Source organism: Desertivirga xinjiangensis (assembly GCF_024436435.1).
GTDB classification, from domain to species: Bacteria; Bacteroidota; Bacteroidia; order Sphingobacteriales; family Sphingobacteriaceae; genus Desertivirga; species Desertivirga xinjiangensis.
The window spans coordinates 551,250-569,629 of sequence record NZ_JAFMZP010000001.1 but is presented as its reverse complement, the minus strand read 5'-3'; the positions used below and the strand labels follow the sequence as shown (position 1 = coordinate 569,629).

Sequence of the window (18,380 nt, the reverse complement as noted above, 5' to 3'; positions counted from 1 at the left end):
TTTAAGCCGCTTTTCTGATATTTAATTGAAATATGGATGGCTGTGAAGGAGCGTAAAAGTCCAGTTCGCATCGCATGAAATGGTGGGTGCGGCCGAAAAGGTCCTCAGTTCCCAGGCTTTTCCAATGCATTCGGGAAAAGAAATTTACATTTTGTTCCTGTACGTAGGCGTAGAACTCCTGGCATCCGAAAGCGAGTGCCGTAGATACAGCTTTGTAGATTAATGCTCCGCCAAGGTTCATCGTAAAAGGATGTACGGGGTGGGAGGTGTTAAATAGGCCAAAAGTGTTAAAGCGGGACATTTGCCGGTATTGCTCAGCTACTCCCAGTCTGCTTCCCCACCATATTCCTGGTTCCCGTTCATCTATTCTTACCACACCCACAACCTGATCCAACTGCCCGCCATAACTGCATTCTGCAATTATGGGTAAGGCCTTATCGTCAATTTCATCCTTGTCTGATTCGGAAAAAATTTGCTGTTCCTGGCAAAAGATTTTTGTACGAAGCTCCCAATACTGGTTTAACTGCCATTTCTCTCTGGCAAAATCAAAGGTGATATAATTAGCCTTGTACGGCTGCGGACTCTCTATGATCATAAAAACAGGATTTAATTAGTGTGAACAATATCTTATGCAGCCTGATGAACAGCTTTCTTTTCGAAAGATTTAAGAGTAGAACACGCTCCGCACTTTCCACAGCCTGCCTTCATTTTATCAGAAGTAATGTTTCCTTCAGTAATAATCTCTCCAACCTGTGAAAGCACCCTTTGCATGAAGTTCTTGTCGGGGGTGCGGTAATTTTCTAAAGGTGTACCTTTTACCGGGACAAAGGGTACGATGAATGGATACACTCCAATAGCTACGAGCTCTTTGCTGATATTAATCAGCGTCTCTTCCGTGTCTCCCAGTCCGGCTAAAAGGTAGGTGGACACCTGACCTCTTCCGAACACTTCTACTGCCGCCTTAAACGCCTGCATATAGTAGCTTACAGGCACTTCTGCCTTGCCTGGCATAATTCGTTTGCGCACTTCTTCATCGGCTGCTTCCAGATGCATTCCGATAGCTTCTGTCCCAACATCCTTCAATTTTTGGAACCAGGAGAAATCATCCGGTGGTTCGCATTGTACCTGGATAGGAATGTTGACACTTGCCTTAATTGCTTTCACACTTTCGTAAAGCACTTTTGCGCCACGATCAGGAGTTGATGGTGTTCCGGTGGTAATAACGAATTGTTCCACTCCATCCAGTTCTACTGCCGCTTTTGCAACTTCTGCCAACTGAAAAGGTCTTTTATAGGAGATGGTTTTGTTACTTTTTAAGGATTCTCCAATTGCACAAAACTGACATGAGGTCGATTTGTCGCCATACCTAACACAATTTTGCAGAACGGTAGTTGCAAGTACATTATGACTATGCAGCTGCGCTATTTTCCAGAAGGGAACACCATCGGACGTACTTTGACCATAAAATCTGGCCTGCTTGGGAAATAAAACCTCCCCAACAAATTCATCATTCTTAAAGATCCTGGCTACTCCAAGATCGTCGGGTTTTTCTGAACGATATGGTGAGTGGACAGAAGCGAAATTATGAACCGGAACCATGATAGTAGTATCTCCAACACGAATCGCCCGGTGATCCGTAGGCCCGGCACCTCCTTTTCTTCCAACATCTGTTGAGGAAGTATCGAGACGAAGACCGAAAGCCTGTAATTCTGTTAATAGCGCTGCTGTTGTCATATTTCCTCCAACTTTTCAGGAATAATTAAACTTGAATCTGTAATACTTGCATGCTTGTATCCCGTTTTATCGATATTGATCGACAGGAGTTCGGGGCGGGAATAATGCCCTACGGAATCCATCATCCTCTTCCTTTTGTCAATAAGCTTCATATCCAGCTCAGCATAGATAATTCCCTCACCCTCCGTTAATGGAGCAACTAAATGTTTGCCTTCGGGCGAGATGATCATTGTATTGCACCCTCCTCGAAGAGCTTTTTGAAGCTTGTCATCTGCGGTGATGCTTTTAATCTGCTCATCATCTAACCAGCCGGTTGCATTAATTACGAAACAGCCACTTTCTAGGGCGTGATGACGCATGGTCACTTCCATCTGGTCAGCGAATATTTGCCCTACCAAAGACCCCGGGAATTGACTGCAATGGATTTCTTCATGATCAGCCATCAAGGCATACCTGGCTAAAGGATTATAATGTTCCCAGCAAGCCAAAGCACCAATGCGGGCAATTCCTGTGTCGACAGCTTTTAGTCCGCTACCGTCTCCCTGGCCCCAAATCATTCGCTCATGGTAGGTAGGGGTGATTTTTCTGCGTTTCAATACTATTTCGCCGTTAACGTCGAAAATGAGTTGCGCATTGTAAAGTGTGCCATGATCGCGCTCGTTAACTCCTAATACCACCACCATCTCACTTTCCCGTGCAGCTGCCGAAACGAGGTCGGTTAAAGGCCCAGGGATTACTACAGATTCCTCATAGAGCTTTAGGTGATCAGCACCCTGAAGAACCGGCGGTTGTATAAACGAAAAGTATGGGTAGTTAGGAACGCAGGTTTCGGGGAAGACAATTATATCTGCACCTTCTGCTGCACTTGCACGAATCATATCACAAATTTTGCTGGTTGTTCCCAGCCCATCGTTCAATACAGGTTTTAGCTGTGCAGCAGCTGCTTTAATGATTGCTTTAGAGGCCATTTTAAAGGATAAAAGGATGAAGGATCTGAGTGAAAATTACAATGTCCAGGTATCGAAAATGAATGATTTCTCTTTCCGGTGACTCAATTGAATGTCAAGGACATCAAGCGGACTTATTGGGGTGATGCCTGGCAAAAGATTAGGTTCTCCCATACCGTAGAGTGCTTGAAGAGCAAAACGGCATGCATAAACTTTACCACCTTCAGCAATGAATTTAGTAAGACGGTCTGAGTAAGCCATATGACCAGGAAATGCTTCATCGCCAATCTTTGGAAATCCTCTTTGAACACCTAACGTTACACCTGGTCCGTAAAGAAGAATAGAAGTTTCAAAACCTTTACGAAGAAGACGAGTAGCTGTAAGAATATTAACCAAACCAATGGATCCTTCGAAGGCAACGGTATGAAAAGTGATCAAGGCCTTTTGCCCCGGCTCTGCTTTTACATCTTCGAATACTTTTTCTTCAAAATCAACAAAAAAATCTCCTTTTTGATTAGATGATAGTTCTACTTTTGGCATAATTGCTTTTATTTTTTCATCAAATGATTTATTTCATTTGCTTATTGTAAAAATAGCTCCATTTTATATTAAAAAAACATCAATATGTGGATATTTTAGTGAATTTAATGGATGTTTTTCTATAAAACATGCTAATATTTTATTGTTTGATATTATAATGACTGTTTTTTATAAAAATTGAGTTCTTTTTTTCGGTTTATCTATTTTAAAACGGCACGAATCCAGTGTGTTTTTCTTTTTGCCGCTATTTTACTATTGATTCGACCTTAAACCTTCTGTGAAGGTTTGTTTTTTTTTAAAATAGTGTGGTAAATTGAAGGAAAATGAGTAAATTAAGGCGGATTGTTCTATTTGTGGAGCTGAAACTGTTCCGTTGTAGGGAATTACATTAATAACGAACAATACAGATTGATCTAGCAATGCGAATTGTACTGATAGCAACAACTTTTGCCGGTGTAAAGAGTTAGCCGTACTATTGAGATTTCGATAAACGGTATAGGCGTGTGGATGTAAGAAAAAAGAGATTTAACAAAAAAGGGAGCAGAAAACTCTACTCCCTTAGGGAAACATCAACCATAAAATTCTTCTAACCTATCTCATCCGTAAAGTCTTTCATTGCCTGAGTCAAAACAGCGACAGATTCAATAGGCATTGCATTATAAATAGAAGCTTGAAATCCCCCAACACTTCGATGCCCATTTATTCCGATTATTCCTCTTTCCTTTGCAAACGACAGAAATGCGGGCTCAAGACTTTCATCGTTCATTCTAAATACGACATTCATTTCTGACCTGGATTCTGGAGAAACAGGCCCATAAAAAAGTGGATTACTGTCAATCTGCTCATAAAGTATTTCTGCTTTCTTTTTATTTAGCTTTTCAACTTCCTTCACTCCGCCCAGCTTTTGAAGCCAGGCAAGAGTTAGCATCAAGACGTAAATGTCAAAAACCGGAGGAGTATTATATAAGGAGCCAGCTTTAATATGTTCCTTATAATCAAGCATCGCTGGGATTACTCTATTCGTTTTGCCTAAAAGATCATCTTTCACTATGACTACTGTTACCCCTGCAGGCCTGATGTTCTTTTGAGCTCCTGCATATATCAATCCATATTTTGCTACATCAATTTCATAGCTTAAAATGTCAGAAGACATATCAGCCACTATCGGTACATTAGTTATCAGGAAGAACTTTAGATTGTGTGCCACAAAAATTATATTGTTCGTCGTGATATGAAGGTAACTGGCATTAGCAGGAACTGCATGATCAGTTGGAACAGCAGTAAATTTTGTGTCTTTACCTGTGGCAACAACATCTACGTGACCATAATGAAGAGCTTGCTCTATTGCCTTTTTTGCCCATATACCTGATTCCCCAAAAGCAGCAGCCCCTCCAATGGGAAGAAGACTAAGAGGGATCAGGGTGAATTGCAGGCTAGCGCCGCCGCCCATGAACAGAATTGAGTATCCTTGAGGTACGGAAAGCAATTCACGAAGCAGTGATTCTGCCTCGTGGATCACCTTCTCAAATTTCGGCGAGCGGTGGGAAATTTCTAGAATAGAAAGTCCCATATCGTTAAAATTCTGGACAGCTTGTGCTGATTCCGTAAATACTTCTCCTGGTAAGATTGCCGACCCCGCTGCGAAATTATGTAACCTCATGTTTTTTTATTAAAAGATAAAGTTGAATGCCATGCCAGCGCTTGTACAAAACATGGGATTAATGGTGTTTTTTAGAGATATTAGAACTTACTTAATTTTATCACCTTCCTGAATTTGCATATTGAGTTTGGATATAATAGCGTCTCCAGCCTGTAAGTTACTGAAAACCTCCACCTTCATTTCTAGTTCACGCCTTTCCTCACAAATACCTTTTGTGCTTTATTATCAACCACCTTGATTAAATATAAGCCTTCATCTGAATTAACAAGAGCCGTTCTTGGGACAATTATATTTGCTTTCTCGCCGGTAAGGGGGGATATGAGCTTCTGCAATCATTCCCGGAAGTAACTCCTTACTTGAATTTGGAATATCAATTTCTATTTGTTCAGATCTTAAACGCAAGTCTAGAGCACCTGCTTCTTGCTATTTTCCATTATAAAGCTTTTGAGGCATACTTCTGACCATGAAAGTTACGGGCTGACCGGCATTGATAAACGGAAGATTTGCTTCAGGAATAGAAACTTTTAATCTTAATCTTCTTTGTTCCTGAAGGGTGATCAAGGGCTGTTCAGATCCTTTTCCTGCTGGGCCAACATATGCTCCCGGATCAACATTTCGAATGGTGACAATTCCATCAAACGGAGCTCTTAGTTGAAGATACTGCTCCATCGCTTTTACTTCTTCATATACTGCCTTTGCCGCTTGGTATTGGGCATAGTCTGAATTCTTCTTTGCAGTAATTTGATCCAGAGCGTCGTTGGAAATAGCACCAGGGGTTTTTGCTGCTTCAACTACCCGGTCGTAGGTTGCTTTGGCGGCGGTATAGGTAGATTGATTGGATACTAATCTTGCTTTTGCTTCCGCTACTTTGGAAGTTCTTGTAGTTGTTTTCCTGGAGCATAAAGAAACACTGATTGTTTTACAACTGTTTTACAGGAAAAAGCTAGAATTTAGAAAGCCTTTGAAAACGAGGCAATTGAAATTAGAAACTAAAAGAACCGGAAACCATAATTCTATCCATTGAACTACGGGAGCAGAGGCGCAAAGATATAACAATGTTCAGGAAAATAAAATATAATAAAGGAGATTTAGAACGGACATCTTTGTCGTCACCAATACTAATTACAAGTTATTATAATGACATATTTTTGAGTACAGCTCATCCGGATTAAAAGGCTTGGCCAAAAAATCATTCATTCCGGCCAGGATCATTTCATCTTTCACCTCAGACATCACGGCTGCTGTCAAAGCAATGATTGGAAGCCGCTGGTATCTTACGTCCGGCAATTTCCTGATTTCCATACTAGCAGTGTATCCATCCATTTCTGGCATCTGAAGATCCATCAATACCAGCCGGTAAGGTTTTTTTTGAACCATTTCTGCAATTCTAAAAGCCGCTTAGTTATAGCCAGTCCTAGTCCTGTACCTCCAAACTTTCTGGTGGTTTCTGAACTTGCCTGTGTAAACGACTCAAAAATAAAATGATGTTTATCCTTGTCAATTCCTATACCCGTATCCACAACTTCAAAATTAATGGTAAGACCAAAAGAAGATGCTTCCACTAGTTTAGAAGTGAGGGTTACGCTGCCTTTATGTGTAAATTTAACCGCGTTACTGACTAGGTTCGTTAAAATCTGTGTAAGCCTTACCGGATCGCCCTGAACCATATGAGGCAGCTTGTTGTCGATAGAGAGACCTAGTGAAATTCCTTTATTTTCAGCTTCTAATAATAACCCACCCTTGATGTTTTCCAGCAGTTCGGGAAGGTCAAAATCAATGCTCTCAAACTCAATTTTTCCAGACTCGATTTTATTATAATCTAAAATATCGTTGATCAGCACCAAAAGGTTCTCGCCTGAAAATTTGAGCATTTTCAAATATTCCAATTGGTCTTCCCTTGCATTCTGAAGTAAGAGATGAGTAAAATTGATAACCGCATTCATTGGAGTACGGATTTCATGGCTCATGGTGGAAAGAAAGTTTGTCTTAGCAATAGTTGCTTGTTCAGCTTCCTCCTTCGCCCGGATCAATTCCTCCGTGGCATGTTTTTGGGAGGATATATCATGAATCTGTGAAATAAAAAACACCGGGACCCCGTTTTCTCTTACCAGGGAAACATGGAGACGGGCATGAATATAATGCCCGTGCTTACTGAGATACCGCTTTTCAATAGCGTATTTATCTATAGTTCCCGCAAGGGTCATCTCTAGATAGTGCAGATCCAGTTTCAGGTCATCCGGGTGAGAAAGGTCCTGAAAAGTAAGTTTAATAAGTTCTTCCTTCGAGTAGCCCAACATATCACACAATGCAGGATTGACATCCAGCCAGTCTCCCTCCGTGGATACCATGGCCATACCTACGCCCGTATTCGTAAACGAGATAGAAAAAATACGCTCACTGAGCTGCAACTGCTGATTTGCTAGTGACTTTGCACGGAAGACCTTGTAAATAAAGTAAAACAGCAAAGAAAGGCACACAATCCCGAGAACCGTACTTGCTATGATCAGGTACTGGATTTTCAATTCGTTTTTTCGGCTGACAAACTTTCTGCTGATCAAATACTGATGTTCATCGGCAACAATCTTATGGATTTGGGAATTACACTGATCTAAGGAGGCACTAGCCATGTAAATCGTATTATCCGTCTTTTCAACGATATTTGCTTCCGCCAAACTTAGAAATTCGCACACACATCGTTGAAGAAGTTCGATCTCCTGAAGGTTCGAGGACTTATCTTTAGCAACTAAGATTAGATGATTGACATCGTCCTTTACAGCAGCAACCAGCTTACCGGAATCCCGCCGCTGGTGCAACCTGCTTTCGTTATTGAGAAAAGCCGCTTGATATACCTGACTCAGTTTTGATGAAATAGCGAGGGTTTTCTGAATAACATGATGGGTATGGTCAACCCGGTCTGATGACGACTTAAGCTCTACAATTGCTATATACGATATAAAAGCAACGAGAAGGATCATCACAGCTGAAAGAATAAAGCAAAAGAAAGCCTTCTGTTTATAAGACATCATCTGATTTATACGAATCGGGAAGCCCTATGTTTCAAACCTCTCCAGACCATCCAAAAAAGCCTCCTTCTGAAGGTCAATATACGTCCTATTTCATACTCTCACGCAGACAACGGTAAAGTAAAACAAAATGTACTTCCTTTACCACTTTCACTTTCCACCCAAATTTGCCCATCATGTCTTCTAACAATTTCGGCGCTCAAATAAAGACCTATACCAAACCCTGAAATGTGGCGGGTATCATCTCTCTCGATCCGGTAATAGCGATCAAATATTTTAGCCTGATCTTCCGGCTTAACACCTATGCCCTCATCGCGAACACTCACCTTAACCTTTCCGTCTTCCAGTTCGCAAGTTACGGTAACCTGTTTTCCATTGGGAGAATATTTTATGGCGTTGTTGAGCAAATTAGATACAACCGAATTTATTTTATCCTGATCGCCATTAATTGTTATTGAAGTACACGGCGTGAGATGAATTTGGTGTGAGCCAGCAGTCAGCTTAAGCTCCTCAATAACCTCCAGGATAAGCTCTTTCATATCGAACTGGTGCCGCTCGATCACAATATTCCCTGATTCAAGCCTGGAAATATTAAGAAAACCATTGATCATGCTGCGCATTCTCTTTACCTGTGCCTGAGCTTTTTCCATTGCACCGACCAGGAATTCATCATTGCTGTTTTTTAGTTTTAAGCTGGCCACCTGAATAATTGCCGTTAGAGAAGTCAAAGGGGTTTTAAGCTCGTGACTTGCAATACCGATAAAGCCATCCTTTTGTCGCTGAATCTTTTTCCCGGCTTCCAGCTCCTGTTCCAGTCGCTTTTTGGTTTCTAATAACTGCGCTTCATTTTCTTCGATTCTTTTTCTTGCAAGGACCTGTTCTGTGACATCTATCGTAATAGCAATTATACCTAAAATTGAGCCATCTGAATCCTTGTATGGCTGATAAACAAAATTCTGGTAAACAGTATCGGGAACGCCGTTCCGGATAAGATTGACGGGCATCTCCGCAGCATGGAACGTTTTTCCCTTATAATAAACATCTGACATCAGCTGTTCGAGGCCTTGCGCCCTGGCATCGGGCAAAGCTTCAAAAACCGGTTTATTGATCACTTCTTCAGCTGGCTTACCCCAAATTTCGATAATACGGGAATTAGCTACAGTAATGATGTGTTCAGGCCCCAGCAAAATACACATTGCCACAGGAGCCTGTAAGATCATATTGTGCAGGTTTCGCTCATTTTGCTGTATTTGCTGTTTAGCGAGATTAAGATCCGTTACATCGGCAGCAGTATTCATTACCCCGTAAATATTGCCTTGCAGGTCATACAGAGGAGTAAAGCTGTAATTGAAATAAAATGTCTTTAATTTTCCATCTACCACAAGATCGACCTGTTGATTGCGTGCATGGAAGGGAATGCCCGTTGAATACACCGCATCCAGCTGCCCAAATATTTCCTGATTTTCCAGTTCTGGCAAGATTTCAGAATAAAGCCTGCCTGCCAAATCATAGCCCTTACCCCAGACATCCATCATAGAACGGTTAGCCAGCGCAATACGCATTTCCCTTCCCTCATAGACTCCGATTGGAAAAGGGGCACTTTCAACCATGGCTCGAAGCTTATTTTCACTCCGCTCGAAGAAATTAACCATTTTCTCCAGGTCCGCTTGCGTTCCAAGCAACTCCTCATAAGTGGCCGACATCTCTTCATTTACAGCGGCAAGTTCTTCATTGGTTGAAGAAAGCTCTTCGTTCAGGGTTTGTTGCTCCTCGTAGCTATCCTGAAGCATCACCCTTGATTTAACTCTCTCGGTAACGTCCTCACATGCAACTACAACCCCTGTAACATTGCCATTAACATCCCTGGTAGGGTCGTAATAGAAACTGACATATTTTTTCACTGTACCCTCTTCAGTTTCGATGTAAAGAACTTCTTCTTCCTGGCCATATCCATTACCCGTTTGGTAAACGTTAGTCAATAAGGCAGGAAAAGGTTGATCCTTCAATTCCGGAAGCACCTCGAGTAATGTTTTACCAGTGATATCCTGAAGAGTTTTTTGCCAGAGATTCGCAATTTGCTGATTCACAATTTCAATGCGCATTTCTTTCCCCTTTAAAATCATCAGACCGTAATGAGAGGCCATCACCAGACTACGAAGACTCGATTCTTTCTCTTCTACTGTTTGCCTGTTTAATACATTATCTGTTACTTCAATCACAAAAACCAGGATACCGTCAATATTATCCTGTGCATCAAACCTGGCCTGATAAATAAAGTCAAAGTACCGGTCGGCAACCTTGCCTTCTACTGTATATGCTAGAGGAACGTGCAGTTCCTTCCCTTCAAATGTTTCTCCAGTCTTATAAACACGCTGCAGGATATCCCATACGGGCTTACCTGTGAGTTCTGGAAGCGCTTCTAAAATAGGCTTACCCATAAGATCTCTGCCTGGAAAGAACTGTTGATATAAGGGATTCACGAGCTCGAATACAAAGTCGGGACCGTCTAAAATACAGATACCGGCAGGGGCTTGCATAAAAAACCGCCGCACTCTATCATGCTGAGATTCCTCTGTACTGTTTTTTGCGGAGAAAAATGCGTTGAGACTCGGATCAACTAACGACGCATTGTCAGCAGAGTGGTGGTCCCGGCCATTCGTGCCTTTCCTTAAAACCTCTGTTGCAGTGTGTAATATGCCAAACACTTCGCCGGAATTGTCCTTAACAGGCTGAAAATCTACAACATAATAGCGAATGCTGACTGACTTTCCTGCGGTATATACCGGCACTTCGTTCAAACACAAGGCTTGTCCCGATTGCCAGACCTTTTCAAGCTGATCTGTAAATGGTTGATGTACGAATTCCGGTACCACATCCTTTAATGGCAAACCGATCACGCTTTTGTCTTTTTTCCATAGAGCCAGCATTGCTTCGTTGGCTTCTTCGATGATAAAAGCCTCGCTGGTATAAATAGCTGTCGGAAATTTTGACAAATTTAATATATCCAGTATCTGGCTGGTATTTAATGATTGCCCAGGTAGATTCATTGCGTTAACTTCAACCCGCAAATGTAAGGTATATGAAAAGAATGCACAAGTTTCTCAAAAATGTTACAAATTGTAACGTCGTAACTGTACCGGAAGGAGAGAATGTTTCGTTTACCTAGTTATTAATCATTTGTAAAGTACAACATCAGCAAAATGAAGATCTCGGGGTTAAGGCGCAGTCGTAATAATTGAAGCGCCCGTTGTTTTTGTGTTTTTACGGTGTTGACTGAGATGCCCAGCTCGTCGGCGATTTCCTGGTTCTTCATACCTTCCAGATAGCACATTCTTGAAATACGACGACAGCTAGCCGGTAAAGTTTCAATTGCGCGATATATTTCACCGCTTACTTCCGCCCTGATGATCTTATTTATCGTACAGCTTTCTTCGGTGGGGTCAGGATCAAGGATCTGCCTGTGTTTATCTACCACCTTGTCGTGGCGAATAATTTTCAGGCAGGCATTTTTTACGGTAAGATAAAGGAAATTTCTTCCCTGCACTTCTGGAGGAGCGTCAAATTCGAACGACTTCCAATAATTTACAAAAGCTTCCTGAACGATATCTCTGGCTGTTTCTTTGTCGTGTATAAACTGCCAGGCAAAATAAACAAGGCGATCATAATAACTTAAGAACAGCTGTTCAAAGGCTAATGATGAAACAGTTTTATTTCCCTTCTCTAAAGTTCGTTCAGCACTAAAAAAACTTTTCATAAGTTATTGGCTTTTTGCTATCTATGATATCGTATGGGTAACAACTCACTGAAAGTGCCCGCACACAAATTTAATATTTTATAGATAGATTCAAAGAGAATTGGATTTTTTTTGGCTAGCCACAGAACAGCGCAGGGAAGCCACCGGAGATACGGAAGATATTACTATTACTCTGTGTCTTGTAAATTCTCCGTGTTCTCCGTGGTAACTAAGTGCATTTGCGGTTCATGTTCAATCTACTCAGAGGTATACGGCCCAAAACCGTTCTTAATCTTCAACTGTCCGTTTACTGTGTCAGCAATGATGACCCGGAACTGATCGCCTCCGGGCAATACCCTTAATAATACATGCCCTTCCATACTTTTATAAGCATTAACGAACCAGGAGCCATAGGTAACTTTGGTTTCAGGATGAATATATGTGGCAAAGACATCGCGATTGCCGGGATAAATGCTTTTTGAGCCCAAGCGGTGCGCAAGCTCCTGACCGGGATGATCTGAGCACCAGGTTTGCTGGATCAGAACCTTTGCAGACAGACCTCTCAAGAAATTTTCATTCATCGCATCCCGGTTACCGTGATGATTAAATGTAGTGGCTTCCACTTTACCCACAGATGCAGCCATTGGTGTTTCAACGTCAAACCAGGGAGGAGTTTCGTAATTATCCAGACCGGTATTATCTCCCCCGGTAAAATAATCGAACTTTCCGTAACTTATCTTAAGAGCTAAACTAAGCGGGTTCTCATTAAACCAGCCCTGGCGAAATATATCTTCAACTTTGAGTAACTGGTATGTTTTGTCTGTTTTACTTTCCCACAATGATCCGCCCGATTTAATGCCCCTTACTTTAAAAGTTGGGTAATTCCTTGACTTTCTCAGTAATTTTATCTGGTCTGTTGCCCCAACCTTTAAGGTATCGGCTTTCATTCCCTGCCGAGTGGAATGTTCAACAAAGGAAAGATAATTAAAAAAAGTACTGTCACTGCCGTAATGCTTTCTCAGGTCAGTAGGAAAACCATAAAGGGGGAAACCTCTGTCTATGAGATTTTTCACTGGAATCTTTTCAGCCACTGCGGTGATGCCAGATAATCGGTATTTTCCAGAAGGCGACCATTTTGAAGTGCTTGTGACATTGCCGTAATGGTCTGCATGAAAATGAGTGATCAATGCATAATCGATAGCAGGCTTCCGCCCCTCTGGCATCAGTTGCCGGATATAAGCAGCTACCCATTCGCCGGCACTCAGGGAATCGTTAGGATAAGCCGGCGAAATGTGAAGTGTTTGTCCAGGACCAAAGCTTTCCCCGATTTCCCCAGCGTCGACAAGCATGGTTGTGCCATCCGGAAAAATGAAAAAAGCGGCATTTCCACGCCCGGTATGGAAATGGTGAATATCAAGATACCCCTCTTTCCAGCGAAGTAAAGTATCAGCAGTTTGCGCAACGCTTTTGGCAGGTAAGATTATCAGGGTGATACCTATCAGAAAAAGATTGTAAATAGACTTGGCCATAATATACTCTGTGAAAAGGGAAAGGCATACTTATATTGACTTTATTTATAAACCACTGTCATCCAGAGCGAAAATATTTTTCCTCTTGCTCCATTTCCCTCTGGTAAAATCAGGAACATCCTGGGGGCTATTTCCTTCCAGTATCGACTTTTCTGACAGGGGCAGGATCACATTCATGGTCATGGAATCATACACATCGATCGGGGTCTGTTTCTTTTGCTTTGCCGCTTCAATAAAAGCGTTAAGCACAAACCAGTCCATACCGCCATGTCCCGCACCTAAAGCGTCGTTCTCATGTTTCTTCCATAAAGGGTGATCATACTTTTCCAGCCATTCTTTTGCAGGGTCCCATACGTCATAGGTCTTAGATTTACCCTCTACATAAATAGATTCAGCCACATCCATCCAGATACCTTCGGTACCCTGCACCCTAAAACCAAGTGAATACGGGCGCGGAAGATGCGTGTCGTGTGTTAAAGTTACCGTTTCGCCGTTTGCGCAATTGATCATGGTAGTGACAATGTCACCATTTTTGAAATTGATCTTAGCATTAGGATGCCCGGGAGAAACCTTTTCTACGTAAGCATTTAATCCCCTTGACTTTGAAGCAAAAGAAACCAGGTTAGTGAACCTGTTTCCGCGGTTAATGCTAATATAGTTCATCAGGGGGCCAACACCATGGGTAGGATAAATATCTCCGTTCCTGTCAATATTAAATTGAGTACGCCACTGTGCTTCACCCGAAGCTTCAGCACCATACTCAGCACCCTCGCCACTTCCGGCTTTTCCTGTAAACAGCACTCCCCGCAGATCGTGCTGATAACCACCTTCCAGATGTACTATTTCGCCAAAAACATTCTGCCTTACCATGTTAAGAACCGCCAGCACGTCGCGGCGGTAGCAAACATTTTCAAGTGTCATGTACGGCATTTTCGTTTCTTCACTTACATTCACTATATCCCAGTGGTCCTGAACGCTTAATCCGGCTATCACCTCACAGCCGACATATTTTCCGGCACGCATGGCGTCAATAGACTGGTCACGATGAAATTGCCATGGAGTAGCTATGATTACGGCATCGATATCCTTTCTTTCAAGAAGTTTTTTATAGGCATCCACGCTGCCGGTGTACTCTTTTGGAAGTTTCTTTCCAGCCTTTACAAACTGTTCCCGGCAGGCCTTTAATGAGCTTTCCTGAGTATCGCATACGGCAATAACTTCTGAATCTTGCCTCGGTGTTATGCTTCGAAGCAGTTGTCTGCCCCGGCCGCCCACTCCTATAACTCCAATTCTAAGCTTGCCACGGTCTTTAGCAAATAACACGCTTGAAGGCAGAATACTAAATCCGGCCGCCGCAACTGTAGTATTTCTTACAAAATCTCTTCTGTTCATCTTCTATGATCATTCTTTTAATTTTCCGACTTGATTGATGCAGCTACCCTGGGTTGATCTAAGATTGGTCCATTAAGGGTTGAAATGTTTTTATGACCGCTCCTTAGCTGATCAAAAACAACCAATTCGTTCTTTCCCTTATTAAGCCAGCAGGCGGGAATATAGGTGGTTTGTGTAGGACCGATCTCCCAATATTTACCCAGGTTATGGCCGTTTAAAAAGACAAAGCCTTTTCCGAAAGCACGCATGTCTAGATAAGTATCGCCCGTTTCGTTCAGGTTGAATGTTCCTTTGTAAAAAGCAGGAGCATTAGCAGGGCTTTTTGAAGAAAATTTAAAATCTTTAAGATCAGTAAAGGGGAATTTGAACATTTCCCAGCCCTTGAGCTCTACGCCATCTAAACTCACATATTCAGTAATTCCATGCCTGTTATCCGTTAAATAAGGGCCATAATTAACTCTTCCGTTGTTTTCTACCATGATATCCAGAACAGCATCAGAGGGGATTTCAGAAAGGTTTAAAGAATCAAGTTTTAAGCGCCTGTCTAAAACACCTATACGTTTCCCGTTCACATAGACGGTAGCGTAATCCCTCAATTGTTTGACCTTTAGCAAGCCAGAGGGGTTCTTTCCTAATTTGGTACGATACATCACTATACCATAAGCCTGGTCAAGGTCTTCGAAACTTAAGGGAAGATCATTTTTTACAGGCTTGCCAATATTTCCAAATAATGGACTGTAGCTATTTAAAGCGATGTTGTTTATTGCAATAGTTTTACGCTTTGCCGGGACAGCAGGCAATTCCGTTCCTGCAGGAAGGTGTTTTTGAATCACTTCCCGGAAGATCCTGAATTTTTCTGTGGGATTACCCGCCTCATCGAGGGGAGCATCATAGTCGTAACTCGAAGTTTGGGGCAAGTAGGGCTGCTTATCATCAAAATTAGCTCCGTTCATAAAGTCTCTTGTCGTGCCGCCATGGAACATATACATATTTATAGATATCCCGGCTGCGAGCACCTCGTCTAGCTTTTTAGCTTTTTCCAGCGCCGAAACCACATGGTGTTTATTGCCGCCCCAGCTGTCGAACCAACCGGGATACCACTCAGCTATATAGAACGGTCCTTTATCATTATGATGTCTTTTGATCAGCTCCTTTACCTCGGCCACATTATCCAGGCCATTTACTGCTGGCAGATATCCCGGAAGATAACCGGCCGGCATTTGCGGGGCTCCATCACAAGTAAACAATACACCATCAAAACCGGCTTCCCTGAACAGCTTACGGTTGATGTCCATATATACTTTATCATTACTGTATGAGCCGTACTCATTTTCAATCTGGATCATCAGTATATTGCCGCCCTGGGTTACCTGAAGAGGCTTCAGCTCCTTAGCCAGCTCGTTAATATATTTCTTGTAAGCATCCAGGAACTTAGGGTCCCTGCTACGCACCTTCAACGTTTTGTCTTTCAGGAGCCACCAGGGATAGCCGCCAAATTCCCATTCGGCACATACATAAGGACTTGGACGCATTACTACCCACAAACCTTCTTCGCCAGCAATCCTTACAAATTCAGCAATGTCATTATTGCCGCTGAAATCATATTTACCCTGCACAGGTTCATGCGCATTCCAGAACACATAGGTACCGATCGTGTTCAATCCCATCGCCTTTGCCGCTTTCATTCGGTCGCGCCAATACTCCCGTGGGATGCGCGCGCAATGCATCTCCCCCGAAATCATTTGTAAGGGCTTTCCATCGAGTAGAAATGTAGAGTCGCCTAATGCGAAAGTGTGTTTAACACCCAGTAGCTGTTTAGCCTGCTGGGCTTTTAATTCTGCAGTTAGTCCTGAAAACAGCACTAATCCCAGTACCGCAAACATTATTCTTTTCATCATCATCTAAGTTTGTTTCTTTTTTATTTTACTTCACATTATAAACATGTACCCAGTCAATTTGAAAGTCTGCAGGCAGATCAGCATCCCCTGGCTGTCCGGCATGTCCTTCGATACTTAAAATGACCGGGCGTAGCTGCGTTACATAAGCAGGTGTGGCTGAAACATCCGATTCGCGGTACATTACGCCATCAAAATAAAACCTGAGTTTTGTGCCCCGGCGCTCCACACCATACAAGTGGAAGTCCTCATCTAGATCCCAGGAAGAATAGTACGATGTAGAAATCGCCTCCGTATTGAGATTACCTGGTTTAGGCCAGGTAAGAAGACTGGTAAATAAGAGATGGGGTTTAGTCCTGGCCCATTTGGTTTCCTGCAGGTCAATTTCAATATTGGGATTTTTTTCCAGCACTGGATCATCACCCAGCCAGATTGCTGCACAAACATTTGCAGGAGCTTTGATCATTTTAGCTCTTATCTCGATATAGGTATTACCACCTACCTCGAATTTGGATTTCAGGCAGCCAGCGGTATAATGGCGTGGTTCGTCAGGTCTATTGGCATAATCCTCTTTCTTAGCCCAAAGGCGTGCAAGACCATCGCGTACTTCCGTGTTTTCAGGGCGATAAACAAATCCTGTGGGTAAGGCTCCCGACACCCCTCCATAATACCATAAAGGAGCAGCAGTCCATTTATTGCTGTCAAAACTGTCGAACTCATCGCTCTTTGCTGCATCGAGCACCCACTCTACCCCCGGGGGAGTGATAGATTCGGTCGGAAAGTTCTTTTCAAATGTCATAGAAGAACTGTCTTCTTCTTTACACGAATAGAGGCCTGTTACAATTAATAACATGGAGGCCAGGAGATTTGTCTTTCTCATATACTACAGTTTAATCTTTAGTTTTCATTCTATTGAGGCAAAGGAATACAGATCGTGATCTGTATTCCAGTAATGCCAATTATTTTAAGCCGCGTAGCTTTATTTGTTATTGTGCGTTATACACTCTTACATAATCGATGGTAAACTCAGCTGCGGAGTTGACTGGTATAACAGGTGCTCCGGGAGCATGCCCTTCGATGCTCAGAATTAGCGGTCTTAGTTGAGTAACAAAGGACGGTTGTACTGAAGCATCCCAGTCATGGTACATATGCCCATTAATATAAAGACGAACTCGTCCGTTGCGACGCTCAACTCCATACGTATGGAAGCTGCCGTCCACAGAACCAGACAGCAGATCATAGTGAGCAGTCCCTCTATGGATATTACCGCTTGTGTCCTTGATATAGGGCATTGGCCATTCAAGCAAGCCGCTAAATACTCTTTTGCTGTGGTCTATTGGCCATTTGGTTTCCTGAAGGTCTATTTCTACATTGGGATTCTTAGCTAAGGTAGGCTGATCTCCTAACCAGATCGCAGCACATACATTGTACTGTCTCCAGATCATCTTAGCTCTAACTTCGGTATAAGTGTTCGCTCCAATTTCAAACTTTGATTTCAGACAACCCGCAGTATATTCACGAAAAAAATGAGAGTTACTCGTATTATTATGAGGTTCTTGCTTGGCTTTAAGGCGGGCAAACCCTCCGTTTACTTCCGCATTCGCGGTTTTAAAAGCAAAATAAGGGCCAGTGACACCCCCATCATACCAGAGCGGTGCTGCACTCCATTTATTACTATCAAAGGTGTTAAACTCGTCGCTTTTTGCGGCGTCAAGCACCCAGTTAACTCCTGATGGAAGTGAAGAAACTTTATTGACATTTTTTACAGGATTTCGATCTGCTTCCAGGGCATTTGTCGACGATTCCTTTGTGCAAGAACTTACAATGCCTACGGTTAATGCAATTAACAAAATTGGTAGTTTGCTTAAATTTTTCATAATTCAGAATTGATGTTAGTTTTTACTCCTTTGTTTATATAGCGGCTTAA

General features: G+C 42.4%; 15 protein-coding genes. All 15 read right to left on the bottom strand.

From position 1 onward, the window contains the following. Position 1 precedes the first annotated feature (1 nt). Positions 2-595: an MSMEG_0567/Sll0786 family nitrogen starvation N-acetyltransferase gene (locus J3P37_RS02390; protein WP_256009395.1), complete on the bottom strand. Its 594-nt coding sequence runs from the start codon at positions 593-595 to the stop codon at positions 2-4. 32 nt (positions 596-627) lie between these two features. Continuing rightward, positions 628-1,734, bottom strand: coding sequence for an MSMEG_0568 family radical SAM protein (locus tag J3P37_RS02385; RefSeq protein WP_256009394.1), 1,107 nt, complete (start codon positions 1,732-1,734; stop codon positions 628-630). Beyond that, the gene (locus tag J3P37_RS02380; RefSeq protein ID WP_256009393.1) at positions 1,731-2,702 is read right to left on the bottom strand and encodes a Nit6803 family nitrilase; all 972 of its coding nucleotides are present in this window, start codon (positions 2,700-2,702) and stop codon (positions 1,731-1,733) included. The genes J3P37_RS02385 and J3P37_RS02380 overlap by 4 nt, the downstream gene beginning before the upstream one ends. A gap of 36 nt (positions 2,703-2,738) precedes the next feature. Then, a complete protein-coding gene (locus tag J3P37_RS02375) occupies positions 2,739-3,221 on the bottom strand; it encodes an MSMEG_0572/Sll0783 family nitrogen starvation response protein (RefSeq protein ID WP_256009392.1) in 483 nt (160 codons plus the stop codon). Between the two features lie 586 nt (positions 3,222-3,807). Further along, complete coding sequence (serC, locus tag J3P37_RS02370) at positions 3,808-4,881, bottom strand: 3-phosphoserine/phosphohydroxythreonine transaminase (RefSeq protein WP_256009391.1); 1,074 nt, start codon at positions 4,879-4,881, stop codon at positions 3,808-3,810. A 423-nt stretch (positions 4,882-5,304) separates the two neighbouring features. Next, the gene (locus J3P37_RS23230) at positions 5,305-5,550 is read right to left on the bottom strand and encodes a hypothetical protein (protein WP_500793322.1); all 246 of its coding nucleotides are present in this window, start codon (positions 5,548-5,550) and stop codon (positions 5,305-5,307) included. 453 nt (positions 5,551-6,003) lie between these two features. After that, complete coding sequence (locus J3P37_RS02360) at positions 6,004-6,258, bottom strand: response regulator (protein WP_256009390.1); 255 nt, start codon at positions 6,256-6,258, stop codon at positions 6,004-6,006. Next, positions 6,225-7,907 (bottom strand): sensor histidine kinase, encoded by a 1,683-nt coding sequence (locus J3P37_RS02355; RefSeq protein WP_256009389.1) that lies wholly within the window; start codon positions 7,905-7,907, stop codon positions 6,225-6,227. Before J3P37_RS02355 ends, J3P37_RS02360 begins: the two co-directional genes overlap by 34 nt. Positions 7,908-8,005: 98 nt before the next feature. Continuing rightward, positions 8,006-10,951 (bottom strand): PAS domain-containing protein, encoded by a 2,946-nt coding sequence (locus J3P37_RS02350; protein ID WP_256009388.1) that lies wholly within the window; start codon positions 10,949-10,951, stop codon positions 8,006-8,008. 122 nt (positions 10,952-11,073) lie between these two features. Next, positions 11,074-11,658, bottom strand: a complete 585-nt coding sequence (locus J3P37_RS02345) for an RNA polymerase sigma-70 factor (protein WP_256009387.1) — start codon at positions 11,656-11,658, stop codon at positions 11,074-11,076. Positions 11,659-11,894: 236 nt separating this feature from the next. Next, a complete protein-coding gene (locus J3P37_RS02340; protein WP_256009386.1) occupies positions 11,895-13,166 on the bottom strand; it encodes a ComEC/Rec2 family competence protein in 1,272 nt (423 codons plus the stop codon). A 45-nt stretch (positions 13,167-13,211) separates the two neighbouring features. Further along, positions 13,212-14,558 carry a Gfo/Idh/MocA family protein gene (locus J3P37_RS02335; RefSeq protein ID WP_256009385.1) on the bottom strand — a complete coding sequence of 449 codons (1,347 nt, stop codon included), beginning with the start codon at positions 14,556-14,558 and terminating at the stop codon, positions 13,212-13,214. A gap of 17 nt (positions 14,559-14,575) precedes the next feature. Beyond that, on the bottom strand, positions 14,576-16,459 hold the full coding sequence (locus tag J3P37_RS02330; RefSeq protein WP_256009384.1) for a glycoside hydrolase family 35 protein: 1,884 nt from the start codon (positions 16,457-16,459) through the stop codon (positions 14,576-14,578). Between the two features lie 22 nt (positions 16,460-16,481). Then, the gene (locus J3P37_RS02325) at positions 16,482-17,333 is read right to left on the bottom strand and encodes a glycoside hydrolase family 16 protein (protein ID WP_256009383.1); all 852 of its coding nucleotides are present in this window, start codon (positions 17,331-17,333) and stop codon (positions 16,482-16,484) included. A 106-nt stretch (positions 17,334-17,439) separates the two neighbouring features. After that, positions 17,440-18,330, bottom strand: a complete 891-nt coding sequence (locus J3P37_RS02320; RefSeq protein WP_256009382.1) for a LamG domain-containing protein — start codon at positions 18,328-18,330, stop codon at positions 17,440-17,442. Between the last annotated feature and the right edge of the window lie 50 nt (positions 18,331-18,380).